We start from the raw sequence: 17016 nt of genomic DNA, 5'->3' as shown, positions 1-17016 counted from the left end.
AGCCTATGATCGATATCCGCCTCATCCGCGAAAAAGCCGACTGGGTCAAAGAACGGTTGGCCAGCCGAGCGCCTGGCACCGAGGCCCCGGTGGATGAGATTGCCGCGCTCGATGCCCGCCGCCGCACGGTCATCGCCGAGGTAGAGGCCCAGAAAAGCGAACGCAACCGGATCAGCAAAGAAGTGGGGGGCCGGAAGGCCCGGGGGGAATCCGCCGAGGATCTGCTGGCCGGGATGAAGGAGAAGTCCGACCGGATCGCGGCTCTCGACGCCGAGCTTGCCGGGCTGGAAGCCGCCCAGAACGAGATCCTCCTGCGGTTGCCCAATCTGCCCCATCCCGCCTGCCCGGTTGGGGCGGACGCCTCGGCCAATCCGGTGGTCCACAGCCATGGGCAGAAACCCGAGTGGTCGTTCAAGCCGAAGGAATTGGTCGAAATCGCCGAGGCCCGGGGTTTGGCCGATTTCGAACGTGCGGCGAAAATTTCCGGCAGCGGTTATTATGTCTTGCGTGGGGCCGGGGCGCGGCTCCAACGGTCCCTGATCCAGTTCATGCTTGATCTGCACACCCGCGAGCATGGTTACACGGAAATCGCCCCCCCGGTTCTGGTGCGGGAGGCCTGCATGGTCGGCACGAACCAATTGCCCAAATTCCGCGAGGACATGTACCACCTCGAGGGTGAGGACCTCTTCCTGGCTCCCACTGCCGAAGTGCCCGTGACCAACCTGCACCGGGAGGAATTGTTGAAAGCGGAGGAACTTCCCATCAGCTACGCCGCCCATACCCCGTGCTTCCGGCGCGAGGCGGGCAAGGAGAGCCGGGGCATGCTCCGGGTGCACCAGTTCGACAAGATCGAACTGGTCAAGATTGTCCGTCCCGAAGATTCTTACGCCGAACTGGAGAAACTCAGGGGCCATGCCCAGCGCGTTCTGGAATTGCTCGGGTTGCACTACCGCGCGATCGAACTCTGCACCGGGGACATCGGATTCGGCGCGGCCAAGTGCTACGATCTGGAAGTTTGGGCGCCCGGTGCCGGGGCCTATCTGGAGGTGTCCTCCTGCAGCAACTTCGAGGACTTCCAGGCCCGCCGCATGGGTCTGCGTTTCAAGGATGGGGATGGAAAGAACAGACTGTGCCACACCCTCAACGGTTCCGGCGTGGCGCTGCCCCGGTTGTTCATCGCGCTGGTGGAAACCCACCAACAGGCCGATGGTTCGGTCCGCATACCCGAGGCGCTCCGCCCTTACTACGGCGCTGAATTTGTTTGATTGCCCGGGTTAACGGGCACCCCGGCGGCGGGCGCGTCGGTTTCTGCCTGGGCCGGTTCGACGGGTAGCGCCCGCGGTGCCGGAGCGGGTTCCGGAGCGGTGTTTTGGGGCATAGCATCCGGAGGTGTTGCCGGCGGCGCGCCCTCGGGTTTTTTTTCTTGGGCCGGATCACGGACGGCCGGAGCGGCGGGGGGGATCTTATCCCATCCGGGAATGGAGGCGTAGCCGAGGAAACGTCCTTCACTGTCGGCGCGGGGCAGTTGGAAATCGAACACGCTCACCCCGTCGCGAGATTTGCCGGCGTAGCGGCGTCCGCTGCTGGCCCCGAACATCACCCTGCGGCCATCCGCCTTCAATCTTCCCAGGTACAGCATCACATGGGTCACCGGAGGATCGCGGTCGACGACATAGGTGCCGCTCCAGAAAAGCAGGTCGCCGGGTTTGAGGTTTTGGAATTCGAAACTGTCCGGATTGAGGCTGGCCACGGCGTGGAAGCGGCTTTCGATCCAAGCCCAGCGATAAAGGGTGTTGGCCTGGCGGGGGACGTTCTTGATTCCCGCGCTGAGCAGGAGGTGGTGGATGGTGCCCGAGCAATCCATCCCGCCTTTGGCCGGGTCGGCGGACCCGTAGGTGTAACGCAGCCCCATCCGGGTCAGGACCAGGGAACGCTCAACCAGGCTTTTGACCGGTGCGGGGTAGCTTTCGTAGTCCTTGAGTTCTTCGGGGGAAATCGTGGCCACCCGTTCATCCTGGGCCGAGAGTAAAGGGGCGGCGGCCCAGAGCAGAAGGAAGGCGGGCCAGAATTTCATCCCTGCAAGATGGACGCAAATGTCCGCCGGGGCAATGGCATCGGGCTTCGATATTGACGCCCGGGCGGGGCGGGCGTTTCAATGTTTCCATGCACCCGTTTCTTTCCCTCCTCGAGCCCGCGGTCCAAGAAGGCAAATTGCTGGCCTCCAGCCGCCAGAACCTCCTGTCCTACCTGGAAAAGTCCACCGGGGAGGATTGGGAAATCGCCAGCCTGCGCGAACTGGTCGAGGGCGGGCAATGGACCGAACTCAACGACCGCTTCTACCAGGTTCTGAAGTTCGGCACCGGTGGGTTGCGCGGACGCACCATGGGCCGTGTGGTCACCACGGCGGAACGCGGTTCCTCCACCGGCGGTGCACCCGACCATCCCGCGGTTGGCACCAACACCATGAACGGCTTCAGCATCAGCCGCGCCACCCAGGGCATGGTCCGCTACCTGGCCCGCCAGTTCCCCGGTGAGTGTCCCAAAGTGGTTGTCTCGCACGACACCCGCTACTTCTCCCGCTCTTTCGCCGAACAAGTGGCCGGGATCGTCGCCCGCATGGGTGGCACGGCGTTCCTTTTTGAGGCCGAACGGTCGACCCCCGAGCTGTCCTTCGCCGTCCGTCATCTGGGGGCGCACGCCGGCATCATGCTAACGGCCAGCCACAATCCGCCGCACGACAATGGATTCAAGGCCTATTACCGTGACGGGGGCCAGTTGGTAGAGCCCCAAGCCTCCGCGATCATTGCCGAAGTCCTGGCGGTGCCCTCGGCCAAGGTCGAACCCGCCGCCGTCCCCGGACAGGTGGTCTCCATCGGGGCCGAAGTCGACCAGGCCTATCTGGCCGCGCTGGCCACACTCGTCCTCGACCCCGCGGTGGTGCGTGGCCAGTCCGGCAAGCTGAAGATCGTCTTCACCCCGATCCACGGGACCGGAATCCAGAGCGTGCCCAAAATCCTCACGGCTTTTTCCATCACCCACTCCGTGGTCGCCGCCCAGGCCGCGCCGGACGGCGGATTTCCGACGGTGAAATCACCCAATCCCGAAAATGCCGAGGCCCTGGCCTTGGCCATCGAGCAGGGACGGCGCGAACAGGCCGACTTCATCGCCGGAACCGACCCGGATGCCGACCGCATGGGCGTGGCTGTCCGTGACGCGGCCGGGGAATTCCAGATCCTCACCGGCAACATGATCGGCTCGATCCTGGCCGCCTACCGCATCGACCGCCTCTTCGAACAGGGTGTCCTGACCCCGGCCAATGCCGCCCGCGCCACCCTGATCAAGACCTTTGTCACGACCGATCTCCAGGCCGCCATCGCCCGCAAACACGGGCTCAAATGCGTCGACACCCTAACCGGATTCAAATACATCGGGGAAAAGCTCAAGGACTACGAGGAACAGGCGGGGGGACGGGGGCCGGCCGGCTTCGAGGCCTGGCGCCAGACCCTCCTGGAGAAGAGCACGTTCTTCGTTTTTGGTGGAGAGGAAAGTTATGGCTATTCCGGGGGCGACGCCGTGCGCGACAAGGACGCCAACGCCGCCGTGCTCATGTTCGCCGAAGCCGCCGCCTGGGCCAAGTCCAAGGGCATGACCCTGATCGACTACCTGGACGGCCTCTACCTCCAATACGGGCTTTACCTGGAAAAATTGGGCACCCTCACTTTCGAGGGGGCCGAGGGCGCGGCCCGGATCGGGAAGCTCCTCCAGGGCTACCGTGAGGACGCCCCCCGGACCTGGGGCGGACGGGCGGTGGAAAAGGTACAGAATTTCAGCGCCGAGGACATCTTCGATGTCGACGGCAAGAAGATCCCGAAGGAACTGATGTTCATGTTCCACTTGGCGGGCGGGTTCCGGGTGGCGGTGCGCGGGTCCGGCACCGAACCCAAGATCAAATACTACTTCTTCGGCCGTTCCGATGTGTCCGACCGCGGGGCACTGCCCGCGGCCCGGGCCGCACTCCGCCAAACCCTCGACGACCTCTGGGAGGAAACCCAGCGGGACGTGAAAGTACGGGTGGAGTAAGCGCAGACCGTTCTTGCGGTGGGAGCCCCGCAGGCTAAGGCTGGGGCATGGAAACGTTGACCCTTGCCGAGTTGTTGGAGGAATTGAAGGAAAACCCCGCCGGGGCGGAGGACGCCATCGCCGTCCAACTGGCCGCCATCCGGCCGGGCCGCACCGCGGCGGGCAAGCCCTTCTTTGATTTGGAAGTCGCCGACGCCACCCACAAGGCCAAGCTCAAGATCTGGTCGGACAGCCCGGCCTACGAATTTCTCCAACGGGCCAAAGAAGGGGAGCTGTGTGAGTTGGAGGGCAAATTCTACACCAACGATTACGGTCTCAACGTCAACCAGCCCGGGTTGATCCGTCTTTCGGAGAGCGAGGCCGAGGTCTTCCTGGCCGGACCGGCGGAACGGCGCGGCAAGCTGGAGGAGGACTGGGCCTTGTTCCAGGACACCTTCCAAAATTTGGCTGATGCGCGTCTGAAGGCGGTGGCCTGTCTGGCCCTGGAACAATACGAAAAAAAATGGAAACGCGCCGCCGCCGCCCGGAGCTACCACCACGCCCGCCGCGGCGGATTGTTGGAGCACACCGCGCAGATGTTGCGTTGTGCCCGCGCCCTGGCCCCGCTTTACACCGAGGTCACCCCCGATCTGCTTTACTGCGGCGTGCTTTTCCACGACGTCGGCAAGCTCTGGGAGAACGATTATCCCGAGCGGGGGTTCACCACCCAGCCCACCCGCAAGGGCGAACTGATCGGACACATCACCATCGGCGTCGAGGTGGTGAACAAGCTCTGGCATGAAGCGGCCCAGAAAGATCCGGAGACCTTCGCCGCCACGGTTTCGCCCGCCCCCGACCTGGTCCGCGACCATTTGCTCCACCTGATTGTTTCACACCACGGCGAATTGGAATTCGGCTCGCCCGTCGTGCCCAAGACGCCCGAGGGTTGGCTGCTGCACCACATCGACAACATCGATGCCAAGATCGAGATGCTGCGCGGGGCCTATGCGGACCAGGGTGAAGTCGTGCCCGGACTGGTGGAAGCGAAGCGCCCGCTTGGCGGATTGCTGGCCCTGCCTTTGCGCGGTCCGCGTTGAAATCTGGACCCGGGGTCAGACGAGATCGAGGATGGTAACTTCCGGTCGGCAATTGAAACGCAGACCATGGAGGTTGCCCACGCCGCGTGTGGTGTAGATCATCCGGTCCCGCCAGGGGTTCAGACCCGAGGTGTAGGTTTTGTCCGCGATGGGGGCGAAGGGAGCACCCAAGAGCGGCAGACGGCATTGCCCGCCATGGCTGTGGCCGCAGGTCATCAGGTTCCAGCGGTGTTTCTCGAGGAGTGACTTGCTGTCCGGGTTGTGGGCCAGCACGAGCCGGGGCAGTCCGCGGTCGCTCGTCGGGAAGGCCTTCTCAGGCAGGCATTGGCCCGACCAGAGATCGCCCAGGCCGATGATCTCAAAGGCCTGTTCCTCATGTTTCCATTCGAGGTGGTCGTTGTGCAGCAGCGGGAGCAAGCAGTCGCTGAGGAATCGCCGCAGCCTGCCGGTGCGCGGTTTTTGGGTCGTTTGGTGCACGTTCCCGTCATGGTTGCCCAGGCAGCAGAGGCAGGCAACTTCGTCGGAAAGGCGTTGCAGCACGGCCCGGTAGTGATCCGGTTGGTAGAGGTGGCCGGTGATGAAATCCCCGGCCAACAGGGCCAGATCCGGTTTTTCCGCCAGTCCGAGGTCGATGGCGCGGGCAATCAAGTCCAGGGGGACCACGCTGGAAAAGTGGAAGTCGGACATCAACAAGAGGCGGAAGGGCCGATTGGGCGGGGTGGGGAAAAAGGCCACTTGTTGCCGGGTCAGCTCCAGCCAATCGGATTCCAGCCACCGGCTGTAGGCCAGGGTGCCCGCGCCCACCGACCCGAGTGCGAGCGAACGGAGGAAGGTTCTACGGGAAAGAGCGGGTGCGACGCGCAGGGCCATGGGCGGTGCCCCCATGGTGGGAGTTCCATCGGCGATGGCGATAAAAAAACCGCCGTCGGCGGACCGACGGCGGTTTGAGTTGATGGAACGTAGTGTGGATTAATCGTTCATTTCGGTCAGGCCTTTGCGGCGGGCGTTGATCGCCAGCTTTTTGGCCTTGTCATCGCCGTAGCGGGTGACCGAGAACGCTTTTTTGCGCACGGCGCCGGGTTCCGGGCTCCAAGTGGCCTGCCAGAACTTGTATTTGCGGCCGCGGACTTCTTTGACCAGCTTGGTCACGCCCACGATGCCGGTCTTGTTCGAGCGGCGTTCGATCTGGGCGAACTCTTTGCGGGACATGTGGGGGTGGGCCTTGACCAGCTTCTGGTAAGAGGCCTTGGCCCGGACCAGCGCGGTGGCTTTGCCGCCGTTTTTCTTGTCGGAGAAGAATGCCGAGTAGCGTTTGCCATGCCGGGTCAGGCGCACAAACCAGCCGTGGTTGTGTTTCTCAGGCTGGTCGATGCGGGAGATACCCGCCATGCTCGGATTCCGTTTCTTGCGTGTTTTTTTGGTTGCCATAAAGTTTATAGTCAGTCTAGCCCGTGATTGCCGTTTGACAAATCAATTGTTGTGCGGGGTTTGTCAATGACTGGTTGTTTGCTCCTGCGTTGGTTGTTAGCTTTCTCCATCGGCCTGTTGAGCTAAAGAAGAATCCGCATCGCCATGGCCAGTACAGGCTTTTCGCATTGCATAATGCAAGAGTCCGGGCCACTGGAGGCCTTTCCCGGCGGACCGGGGGCCATATTCCGGGCTTGCGCGGGGCCGGGGCACGTCTAGACCGGGGGAATGATCCAAGAATACCTTCCGGTCCTGATCCAGTTGGCCTTCGCCCTCGCCATCGCCGTGGGGGGCATTGTGACCTCGATCCTGCTGGGCAAGCGGGCCCGCGATTCCAAGGCCAAGGCGACCGCCTATGAGTGCGGCAAGGACCCGATCGGCCCCAGCGCCAGCCGTTTTTCGGTCAAATTCTACCTCGTGGCCATGATTTTCATCCTCTTCGACATCGAGGTGATCTTCATGTACCCGTGGGCGGTCGCGTTCCGCGAACTGTTGGGTGGCATTGGCATGACCGCTTTCTGGTCCATGGCCGCTTTCATCCTGGTTCTCGAAGTGGGCCATCTCTACGCTTACAAGAAGGGCGTGTTTGACTGGAACAAGAGCGCCTGAGGCACCTTCCGGGCGGATGTCGCATCCCCTGTCCACCCTACCCCGCCTGCTCGCTGACCGTATCGCTTCCGACGGTCCATTGCCTTTCTCCGCTTTCATGGAGATGGCGCTGTACGACCCCGAATGCGGGTATTACAGCGACCCCGGCCGGCTGATCGGGCGGCGCGGGGACTTTTACACCAGCGTTTCGGTGGGTCCCCTGTTTGGCCGTCTTCTGGCGGATTTTGCCGCCGGGGTCTGGGAGGCCCTCGGACGACCGGGAAGCTGGACGGTGGCCGAACAGGGGGCGCACGATGGTTCCCTCTCCCGTGATGTTCTGGCTGCTTTGCACGAACATCATCCCGCGGCGGCGGCGGCTGCCTCTTGGTGCCTGGTCGAGCCCCGGTCCGCTTGGCGCGGGCGTCAACAAGCCGTCCTGCAAGCGCTTCTGCCTTCCGACCGGATCCAATGGGTGGCCCGCCCGGGGGAACTTCCCCCCGATACCGCCCTTTTTTACTCCAACGAATTGGTCGACGCCCTGCCGGTCGACCGGGTGTGTTTCCGTGGGGGGGAATGGCGGGAATTACGGGTTGCTGCTCCCGGGGGAGGGGAACGCTTCGACTGGGTGTCGGTGGCGGCCCCGCCCAGTCTGCAAGCGGCCATCGCCCGCGCCGGCCTGCCTGCGGTGGAGGGATGGGTGGGCGAAGTGCGTACCGTGGCCGAAGCCTGGGCCATGGAGCTTTATGCCACCCTGGGGGACGGGGTGATCCTGACCCTGGACTATGGGGATCTCGCCGAGGGTTTGTATGGAGGGGCGAAGCCCGAGGGCACCTTGCGGGCTTTTGCCGGGCATCATCAAGTGGCGGAAGTCCTGGCCGATCCCGGACGGCAGGACCTGACCGCGGATGTGGATTTTTCCCTCTTGATGGAATGGGGTAACGCGCAGGGCTGGCGCACCCGGGGATTTCTCGACCAGAACCGGTTCCTCACCGGGTTGGCCGCTCGGCCGGGGGGGTGGTTGGCGGTCCAAGAAGCGAATCCCGACCCGGCGGCCCTGCGCCAGTTCCACACCCTGACCCACCCGGGGCTCATGGGTGCGGTGTTCAAAGCCCTGGTCCAGACAAAGGGCCGTGTGCGGTCTGCCGCGGTGGATCTGCCCGGGATGGCCTTCGCCCGGCCGCTTGACGGAGTCCGGTCATGATCGTTGTCACCGACCACGCCTGCCTGGGCTATGAAACCCCCGGCCACCCTGAACGACCGCAGCGCGTCGGGGCCACCGTCCGCCATCTCCAGATGCAGGTCGAAGTCGACATTGTCTGGGATCATCCCGCACCGGTCGATGATGCCATTCTTTTGCGGGCCCACACCGCGGCCCACCTGCGGCGGCTTTGGGAGCCGGTCGATTTCGACCCCGACACCGCGGCCCACCCGGACATTGCTGGCCATGCCCGTCGTTCCGTAGGGGGGGCATTGCGTGCCTTGGATCGTGTGCTGGAGGGTGGCCGGGCCTTCAGCCTGATGCGTCCGCCCGGACACCATGCCACCGCCAACCAGGCCATGGGCTTTTGCTACCTCAACCAAGCTGCGGTCACCGCCCTGGAGGCCCGGGAGCGGGGCGTTGGGACCGTGGCGGTCTTCGACTTCGATGTCCACCACGGCAATGGCACCGAGGACATCCTGCGCGGCCGTGAAGGAATCTGGTTTGCCTCGGTCCATGAACATCCCTGCTACCCGGGAACCGGAGCGGAGAGTGGCGGGAACATCTTCAATTATCCTCTCCCGCCCCGGACACCGGCGGGCGAGTATGTCGCGGTCTTGCGCCGGGCCCTCGAACGGTTGCTGGAGCAGAAACCCGGGTTGCTGGTGGTCTCGGCGGGTTTTGATGCCGCCAAGACGGATCCCCTGGCCCAACAGGAATTGGGGGAGAAGGATTTCGAGGAAATCGGCCGCATGCTGCGGGGCAGCGGCGTGCCCTGCGTCAGTGTGCTGGAGGGTGGCTACAGCACCCGTCTGCCGGATTACATCCTGGCCTATCTGTTGGGAATCGATGGAGGTTAGGTTTTGCGCGGACAGGCTAAAACGCATCTGCCGCTCGTTCTTCATCCCTACATTTCAGACGGAACGAGCACGAGAACGATTGGCAGATGAAACAGAAACCGCTTTTAGAAGTGCCCCAAATCAGACAAGTATAAGGCGTCGACCCCATGCGCCCGTACAGGTTCCCTTTTCGATGAATTGGAATGGATGGAGCGCAGGCATCCTGCCTGCATCGGCGGGCATCTTGCCCGGCGTGGTTCGATTTTTTTTGAAAATGACCGGGCGGGACGCCCGCTTGAGCAGGCAGGATGCCTGCGCTCCGTAAATCCAAAGGCAGGGGGATCAGCGGGACAGGAAGGCCTTGGCGGCTTCGAGGGCGGCGGGGAGGGCTTCGGGGTTGGTGCCGCCGCCTTGGGCCAGGTCGGGTTTGCCGCCGCCTTTGCCGCCCACCACGGGGGCGATTTCTTTGATGATCGCTCCGGCGTTGAACCGATGACTTAGCTGCTTATCCACGGAGGCAAGAAGAGACACTTTTCCATTAAAGGTGCTACCCAAAACAATGACGCTAACTTGTAAAGGTTGTTTGCGTAAGGCGTTTGCAACAGTAGCGAGATGCTCGCTTTCTAGTTCACCTAGATTGAGAATCAATCTGGTGAAGTTTTCTTCGCCTTTGATTGCTTCGCGTTGGGCCAGCCAGCCTTTCATCTCCAACTGAATCCACTGATTGACGCCTTCGAGGCGGGCTTTTTGCGCTTCCTTGATGTGTGCCAAGTGAAGCTGCTTCAGCTCCGCCATGTATTGCTGATTCTGAACCAACTTGTTCCAAGCCTCAGCAGGGGTATCCGTATTCTTAATGCTCTTGAGCACTCTGTACGAATTTACCGGGAGGCTATTGATGATTGTCTTCCATTCAGAATGAAGGGGTTTGTCTTTATCCTGAAGTATCGGAATGAGGCTGGTGCCGCATGCTGCCTCGATGCGTCTAACGCCGGCAGCGATGGCGCCCTCGCTGACAATGCGAAAGACGCCGATCTTTCCGGTCTGCTTCACGTGGGTGCCGGCGCAGAGTTCCTTCGAGAAGCCGCCGATGTCGACGACTCGGACGGTTTCGCCGTATTTATCGCCGAAGAACTGCATGATCGAGCTGTCGCCTTTGACCTCGGCGTAGGGGCGTTCCTGCCACTTCACGGTAACGTTGGCGGCGATCTTCTCGTTGACCATCGCTTCCACTTTCTGGAGTTCCTCGGGCTTCACTGCTTCGAGGTGCGAGAAGTCGAAGCGAAGGCGGTCGGGGCCGACGTAGGAACCCTTCTGGCCCACGGTGGTGCCGAGGACTTCACGCAGGGCCCAGTGGAGGAGGTGGGTGGCGCTGTGGTGGGCTTCGATGAGGGCGCGGCGTTCGAGGTTGAGGACAGCTTTGGCCGGGAGGGAAAGCTCGTCGAGCAGGGCCACGTCTTCCGTGATGTGGGCCACGCCGCGACCGGCTTTTTTGGTGTCGAGGATCTCGAGGCGGTGACCGCCGAATTCCAACCAGCCGGTGTCGCCGACTTGGCCGCCCATCTCGGCGTAGAACGGGGTGGGGGAGAAGTAGAGGCGGGCCTTGACCGTGTCGTCTGCGGTTTTGCCGAATTCGATCTTGTAAGTGGCCAGTTCGACCTGGGCTTCGGTGGTATCGTAGCCGACGAATTGGACAGCAGGGATGGAATCGTCGGTGTCGGCGACATCGATGATTTCTTTTTTCTGGGCGGCTTGGGAGCGTTCCTTCTGCTCCTGCATGAGTTTTTCAAAACCGGAAGTGTCGACGGTGAGGCCACGCTCGCGAGCCATGAGTTCGGTCATGTCGAGCGGGAAGCCGTAGGTGTCGTAGAGCTTGAAGGCGATGTCACCGGGGATGGTGGATTGCGGGAGCGCAGGCGTCCCGCCTGCTCCGGCGGGCGTCTCGCCCGGCGGGGTTTTCCCAGGTTCCGAAACAGGGCTTCGGCTGGAAGCCGAAGCCGACAGGCGGGACGCCTGCGCTCCGGTCGGAAGGTACAGCCAAGGGTAATCCGGGACCGTTTTGGTCAATCCGGCCTTTTCTGGGTTGTCGGCAATGTAGTTGACGACTTCGGCAAGTTCTTCGTCCGATTTCATCAGGCGGTCAAAGGATTCCTTCTGCCAGACGATACCGCTGGTTCCGGCCAGCTTGTTGATTTCCTTGGCGGTGAAAGACTTGATGGAATGAAGGAGGTCGCCGAGCGTTGGGAAAACGAGGTTGTTCGTTTCGTCGTGTCCGCTGGGCTGGGGTTGGAAGAGGATGTGGACGTGGTCCGGCATGACGCAGGCCGCAAGAAGCAAGTAGCGGGTGCCATCGAAGTGGCGAACGGCGTTGAGGACGATGTCCCGGGCTTGATCTGGAAGGGGAGAGCGGTCGACGGTGGCAAAGGTGACGTGGTAGATGCCGTAAGGCTGTTCGTAATGGGGGAGGCGGCGTTTGGAATAGCGGGTGGCTGAAAGGGAGGGGGAAGGCTCGGGCTGGATGCCCGAGGCAGCAGGCGGGACGCCTGCGCTCCTTCGATCCGAAACTGAGAGGAACTCGTTGAATAGGGCGATGCCGTTGTCGAGGGTGCGGTTGAAACTTTCCTCCTCCGCCTTGAGGACTTTTTCAATGGTGGCCTGGTTCTTCTTCAACTCGGGGAAGACGGGGCTGAGTTGGTCGACGACGGTCGGGACGAGTCTGTAGAAGAAGGGTTCGCGGATATCCAACGCACGGGACCAGAGGATGGCGCGGCGGAGGATGCGGCGGAGGACGTAGTTGCGGCCGTTGTTGCCGGGGAGGATGCCGTCGGCGGCGGAGAGGCTGAGGGTGCGGATGTGGTCGGCGATGACGCGGAAGGCCACATCCTGGCGCTCTTGGTCACTGAGACCGACCACGCCCTGTTTAGGGAGGGTGGAGGTGTATTTCTTTCCGCTGAGGTCTTCCAGTTTGCGGAAAATGGGCGAGAACACATCGGTCTCGTAATTCGAGATGGTGCCGGTGAAGTCGGTGAAGTTTTTCGTGCACTGGAGGATCGAGCAAACGCGTTCGAAACCCATGCCGGTATCGACGTGTTTGGCCGGGAGGGGGCGGAAGGTGCCGTCGGCGTTGGCGTTGAATTGGATGAAAACCAGGTTCCAGATTTCCATGCAGCGGGCATCGCTGCTGTTGACCAGGGTCGCGCCGCGCTTTTCCAGTTCAAGGGTGCGGGGCTCGGGGGTGAGGTCGACGTGGATTTCCGAGCAGGGGCCGCAGGGGCCGGTTTCGCCCATCATCCAGAAGTTGTCTTTTTTGTTTCCGTTGACGATGTGGACCTTGGGGTCGAGGCCGGCCTTGGTGAAGAGGGCGGCCCAGAGGTCGTAGGCTTCCTGGTCGAAGTCGGCGGGGTCGCCTTTGCTTTTGTCCGGGCTGTAAACGGTGGCGTAGAGGCGCTGGGGCGGGAATTTCCAGCGGTCGACCACGAGCTCCCAGGCCCAGGTGATGGCTTCTTTTTTGAAGTAGTCGCCGAACGACCAGTTGCCGAGCATTTCGAAGAGGGTGTGGTGGTAGGTGTCGAGGCCGACGTCTTCGAGGTCGTTGTGTTTGCCGCCGGCGCGGATGCACTTCTGGGTGTCGGCGGCGCGGGGAGGGGAATAGGGGCAGGGGGTTTCGTTCAGGAAGATGGGGACGAACTGGTTCATCCCGGCATTGGTGAAGAGGAGACCGGGGGATTCGGGCAGGAGGGAGGAGGAAGGGACGATGGTGTGTCCCTTTTCGCGGAAGAAATCGAGGTAGCTTTGACGGATCTGGGCCGAGGTCATAAAGCGGCAGAGATTACCCACAGAGGACACAGAGGGCACGGAGATTTTTTCGATCGGCAAGGCGGACCCAACCCATGGGCGAAGCTCAAAGAAGTGTGCCGCGCAAGATCCAGAAAGCGGTGTAGAAGTAGATGATCAAGCCGGTGACGTCGACCAGGGTGGCGACGAAAGGGGCGGAGGAGGTGGCGGGGTCGACGCCGAAACGGCGGAGGACGAGCGGGAGCATGGAGCCCGCGAGGGTGCCCCAAAGAACCACACCGATGAGGGAAAGGGAAACGGTGATGGCAACCAAGAGCCAGTGTTCGCCGTAAATGGGGGAAAATTGGCTCCACAGCGTGATGCGAAGGAATCCGATGCCTCCCAGGATGGTTCCCAGTGCCAGGCCAGCTGCGATCTCACGGCGCATGATGCGCCACCAATCGCGAAGCGTGACCTCGCCGAGGGCGAGAGCCCGGATGATCAGGGTGGAGGCTTGTGATCCGGAGTTGCCCCCACTGGAGATGATCAGTGGAACGAAGAGCGCCAACACAACGGCCTTTGCTATTTCTTCATCGAAGTAACCCATGGCGGTGGCGGTGAGCATTTCTCCCAGGAAGAGAACCACGAGCCAGCCGGCACGTTTGCGGATCATGGGGATAAACCCGATGTCCATATAGGGGGCTTCAAGAGCTTCGCTGCCCCCCATCTTTTGGATGTCACGGGTGGCGCGTTTTTCGGCCATCTCGAGCACGTCATCGATGGTGACGATCCCGATCATTTTGCCCCCGGAGTCCGTGACGGGAAGCGCATAAAGGCCGTGGGTCTGGAAAAGAGAGATGGCGGTTTCGCGGTCATCCCCGGCAAACAGACTGAGGCGGTGGGGTTCGATCAGGTCGCGCACCCGGGTGTCCAAGGGGGCGAGCAGGAGTTTACGGGTCTGCACGTCGTCGATCAGACGGCCGCTTTCGTCGAGCACATAGATAACACTGAGCGTTTCCTTGTCTTGTCCGCGGATGCGGATGTGGTTGAGGGTTTCTTGGACGGTCCAATCGGGGTGGGCCGAGACATAGTCCGGGGTGGTCAGGCGGCCGACACTGCCTTCGGGGTAGCCGAGAAGGGAAAGGGTGACTTTCCGCTCCTCGGGAGAAAGAAGTGCGATCAGTTTTTTGGAGGCCTCGGCGGGGAGTTCTTCCAAGAGCAGCGTGCGGTCGTCCGGGGACATGCCGTTGAGGATATCCGCGACCTGGTCCTGGCGGAGGGAGTCCAGCAGGTATCGTTGGTCGTCGAATTCCAGGAAATCAAACGTGTGGGCCGCCAGTTCCCTCGGCAGAATGCGGAAGACGACCGCCTGGTCATCCGGGGGCAGGTCCGTGATGAGGGCGGCAAGATCGGCGGGCGGCCATTCCTGAAAGACATGGCGCAGGGCGGTGAAGTTTTTTTGCCCGATCAGTTCGTGGATTTCATCACGAACGAGAGCACCGATTTTAAGCGGGATATCCATGGGCCGGTTGAAGGTGAAGGAATCGTTTCAGCAGGACAAGGATGATGAAAAAAAAGCCGGAACCCTTGTGGGGTTCCGGCTTGGTGGCAAGATGACTCAGTCTTCTTTGACCGGTTCGGGGTCGCCGGTGGGGATGGCGGCGTCGGGGGACTCTTCTTTGAGTTTGGCCCAGACGTCCTTCTCCACTTTGGCGTAGAGGTCGGCGTTCTTCTTGAGTTCTTCTTTCGCGGCATCGCGGCCCTGGCCGATCATCGCTCCGGCGTAGGAAAGCCAGGCGCCCTTTTTCTCGACCACGTTCTTCTCGATGGCGAGATCGAGGAGGGCTCCGGTTTTGGAGATGCCTTCGTCGAACATGATGTCGAACTCGGTTTCGGTGAAGGGCGGGGCGACCTTGTTCTTGACCATCTTGACGCGGGTGCGGTTGCCGAGGACCGTGCCGTCCGGGGCCTTGATGGCGCCGATGCGGCGGATGTCGACGCGGACCGAGGCGTAGAACTTGAGGGCTTTGCCGCCGGGGGTGGTTTCCGGACTGCCGAACATGACGCCGATCTTTTCCCGGATCTGGTTGGTGAAGACGCAGACCGTCTTGGCCTTCGAGATCATGGAGGTGAGTTTGCGCATGGCCTGGCTCATCAGGCGGGCCTGCGAACCGACCACGGCGTCGCCCATCTGTCCGTCCAGTTCGTTCTTGGTGACGAGCGCGGCGACGGAGTCGAGGACGACGACATCGAGGGCGTTGGAGCGGATGAGGGTTTCGGCGATGGTGAGGGCTTCTTCACCGGAGCCGGGCTGGGAGACGAGGAGTTCGTCCATCTTGACCCCGAGCTTGCGCGCATAGCGGGGGTCAAGGGCGTGTTCGACGTCGATGAAGGCCGCGGTGCCGCCCATCTTCTGGGCCTGGGCGATGAGGGTCAGGGTGAGGGTGGTTTTCCCGGAGGATTCCGGGCCGAAGATTTCCACGATACGGCCGCGGGGGAAGCCGCCGACGCCGAGGGCGCGGTCGATGACGATGGCGCCGGTGGGGATGACCTCGATGTCGAGTTTCGAGGAGGAGTCGCCGAGGCGCATGATGGAATTTTCACCGTATTGTTTGGTGATGGCCGAGAGGGCCAGTTCCAGATTCTTGCGGTCCTTGTCACTGGAGACGAGGGAACCGCCGGCGCGGGATTCTTGTTTTTCTTTTTCTGCTTTTTCAGTCTTGGGGGGCATGGGATGTCCTGTGTTGTGTTTGGTGTTGTTTGTTCAGAGGTTCAACAAGGCGCGGCGGACGAGGTCCAAGGCGGCCTGTGAAGCCATCGTTTTAAAGGTTTCCCGTTCGGGAACAAGCCGCTTTTGCTGGCATTGGACAGAAATCCCTTGCCTGCTTTTTACAGCCAAACCAATGAAAACCAACCCAGCCGGTTTTTCCTTCGTGCCCGGGTCCGGGCCGGCGATTCCGGTGAGGGAGACGGCGAGGGTGGCGCGGCTGCGTTCGAGGGCGCCGCGGGCCATGGCTTCGGCCACGGGGGCGCTGACCGCGCCATGGGTGGCGAGGAGACCCGCCGGCACGCCGAGGAGGTCGGTCTTGGATTCGTTGGAATAGGTGACCCAGCCACGATCGAGCACGGCCGAGGCACCGGGGACATTGGTGAGGCGGTGGGCGGTGAAGCCGCCGGTGCAGGATTCGGCGGTGGCCAAAAACACGTTTTTTTCACGTGCCAGGGAGATCACGCGGGATTCCAGCGTTTCATCATCGGTGGCGTAAATTGATTCCGCCAACAATGCGCTGGCGCATGCGACGGCCGCCTGCAGAAGGGGTTCGTCTGGTGCGATCAGACGGAGGTCCACCTCACCGGGGCGGGCGCAGTAGCCGATCTCGATTTGGCCGAGCGCAAGGATCGGGGCTTCGACCAGTTCCTGCACGCGCGACTCGCCCATCCCATGGACGCGGAGGGTCTGCATGCAGAGGGGCCGGGCGTCGGGCAGTAGTGAGTGGAGTCGCGGGAGGACTTCGTTCTCAAACATGGGGTAAAGCTCGCGCGGTGGGCCGGGGAGACAAAAGACATGGCGTCCGGCGTGATGCAGGTGGAAACCCGGAGCGGTGCCGTGGTGGTTGGCCAGGATCGCGGCCCCGCGGGGGACTTGCGCTTGGACGCGGACGGAGTCCGGGGCTTGGATTCCCCTTTTCTGGAAGTAAGCCAGGATGGTGGATTCGATGTCCGGATGGTGGTCGAGGGCGAGGCCGAAATGGGCGGCGACGAGGTCGCGGGTGAGGTCGTCGGAGGTGGGACCGAGGCCACCGGTGACGAGGACGATGTCGGCGCGGGTGAGGCACTCGGCGAGGGCGGTGCGGATGGGTTCGCCATCCGGAACAGAAGTCTGGCGGGCCAAGCGCAAACCGAGGGAGGCGAGCTGTCGCCCGAAGTAGCCGGTGTGGGTATTGGTGACCTGGCCGAGGAGGAGTTCCGAGCCGGTATTGAGGACCTCGAGGTTCAC

General features: G+C 62.3%; 13 protein-coding genes. 6 read left to right on the top strand and 7 right to left on the bottom strand.

The genetic code is table 11. From position 1 onward, the window contains the following. Positions 1–5: 5 nt before the first annotated feature. Complete coding sequence (gene serS / locus SFU85_01170) at positions 6–1265, top strand: serine--tRNA ligase (GenBank protein ID MDX6765380.1); 1260 nt, start codon at positions 6–8, stop codon at positions 1263–1265. Here the strand turns inward: serS and SFU85_01165 are convergent. Then, positions 1244–2074, bottom strand: a complete 831-nt coding sequence (locus SFU85_01165; GenBank protein ID MDX6765379.1) for an NlpC/P60 family protein — start codon at positions 2072–2074, stop codon at positions 1244–1246. The two genes, serS and SFU85_01165, sit on opposite strands and share 22 nt — an antisense overlap. 89 nt (positions 2075–2163) lie before the next feature. On the opposite strand from SFU85_01165, the gene SFU85_01160 reads away from it, so the two are divergent. Then, complete coding sequence (locus tag SFU85_01160) at positions 2164–4080, top strand: phospho-sugar mutase (protein ID MDX6765378.1); 1917 nt, start codon at positions 2164–2166, stop codon at positions 4078–4080. 47 nt (positions 4081–4127) lie between these two features. After that, positions 4128–5156, top strand: coding sequence for an HD domain-containing protein (locus tag SFU85_01155; GenBank protein ID MDX6765377.1), 1029 nt, complete (start codon positions 4128–4130; stop codon positions 5154–5156). Between the two features lie 15 nt (positions 5157–5171). On the opposite strand, the gene yaeI is transcribed toward SFU85_01155, so the two are convergent. Together yaeI and SFU85_01145 are read right to left on the bottom strand one after the other, a co-directional pair. Beyond that, a complete protein-coding gene (yaeI, locus tag SFU85_01150; GenBank protein ID MDX6765376.1) occupies positions 5172–6041 on the bottom strand; it encodes a phosphodiesterase YaeI in 870 nt (289 codons plus the stop codon). Positions 6042–6125: 84 nt separating this feature from the next. Next, positions 6126–6584, bottom strand: coding sequence for an AP2 domain-containing protein (locus SFU85_01145; protein ID MDX6765375.1), 459 nt, complete (start codon positions 6582–6584; stop codon positions 6126–6128). A 267-nt stretch (positions 6585–6851) separates the two neighbouring features. Between SFU85_01145 and ndhC the strand changes: the two genes are divergently transcribed. Genes ndhC through SFU85_01130 form a run of 3 tightly spaced genes read left to right on the top strand, consistent with a single transcriptional unit; the run spans position 6852 to position 9269 of the window. Continuing rightward, positions 6852–7232: an NADH-quinone oxidoreductase subunit A gene (ndhC, locus tag SFU85_01140; GenBank protein ID MDX6765374.1), complete on the top strand. Its 381-nt coding sequence runs from the start codon at positions 6852–6854 to the stop codon at positions 7230–7232. Between the two features lie 16 nt (positions 7233–7248). After that, on the top strand, positions 7249–8412 hold the full coding sequence (locus SFU85_01135; protein MDX6765373.1) for an SAM-dependent methyltransferase: 1164 nt from the start codon (positions 7249–7251) through the stop codon (positions 8410–8412). After that, positions 8409–9269: a hypothetical protein gene (locus SFU85_01130; protein MDX6765372.1), complete on the top strand. Its 861-nt coding sequence runs from the start codon at positions 8409–8411 to the stop codon at positions 9267–9269. The genes SFU85_01135 and SFU85_01130 overlap by 4 nt, the downstream gene beginning before the upstream one ends. A 321-nt stretch (positions 9270–9590) precedes the next feature. On the opposite strand, the gene SFU85_01125 is transcribed toward SFU85_01130, so the two are convergent. The 4 genes from SFU85_01125 to SFU85_01110 form a co-directional block, all read right to left on the bottom strand. Next, entirely contained in the window at positions 9591–13100 is a 3510-nt protein-coding gene (locus SFU85_01125) for an alanine--tRNA ligase-related protein (GenBank protein ID MDX6765371.1), read from the bottom strand. A 46-nt stretch (positions 13101–13146) separates the two neighbouring features. Then, entirely contained in the window at positions 13147–14541 is a 1395-nt protein-coding gene (gene mgtE, locus SFU85_01120) for a magnesium transporter (GenBank protein MDX6765370.1), read from the bottom strand. Between the two features lie 96 nt (positions 14542–14637). Next, complete coding sequence (gene recA / locus SFU85_01115; GenBank protein MDX6765369.1) at positions 14638–15750, bottom strand: recombinase RecA; 1113 nt, start codon at positions 15748–15750, stop codon at positions 14638–14640. A gap of 33 nt (positions 15751–15783) precedes the next feature. Continuing rightward, on the bottom strand, positions 15784–17016 hold the full coding sequence (locus tag SFU85_01110) for a competence/damage-inducible protein A (GenBank protein MDX6765368.1): 1233 nt from the start codon (positions 17014–17016) through the stop codon (positions 15784–15786).

The organism is Candidatus Methylacidiphilales bacterium, from assembly GCA_033875315.1.
Taxonomy (GTDB): Bacteria; Verrucomicrobiota; Verrucomicrobiia; order Methylacidiphilales; family CAZTYG01; genus JANRJG01.
Note: the sequence above shows the minus strand (reverse complement) of the source record. Positions and strands in the feature narration are given on the sequence as shown.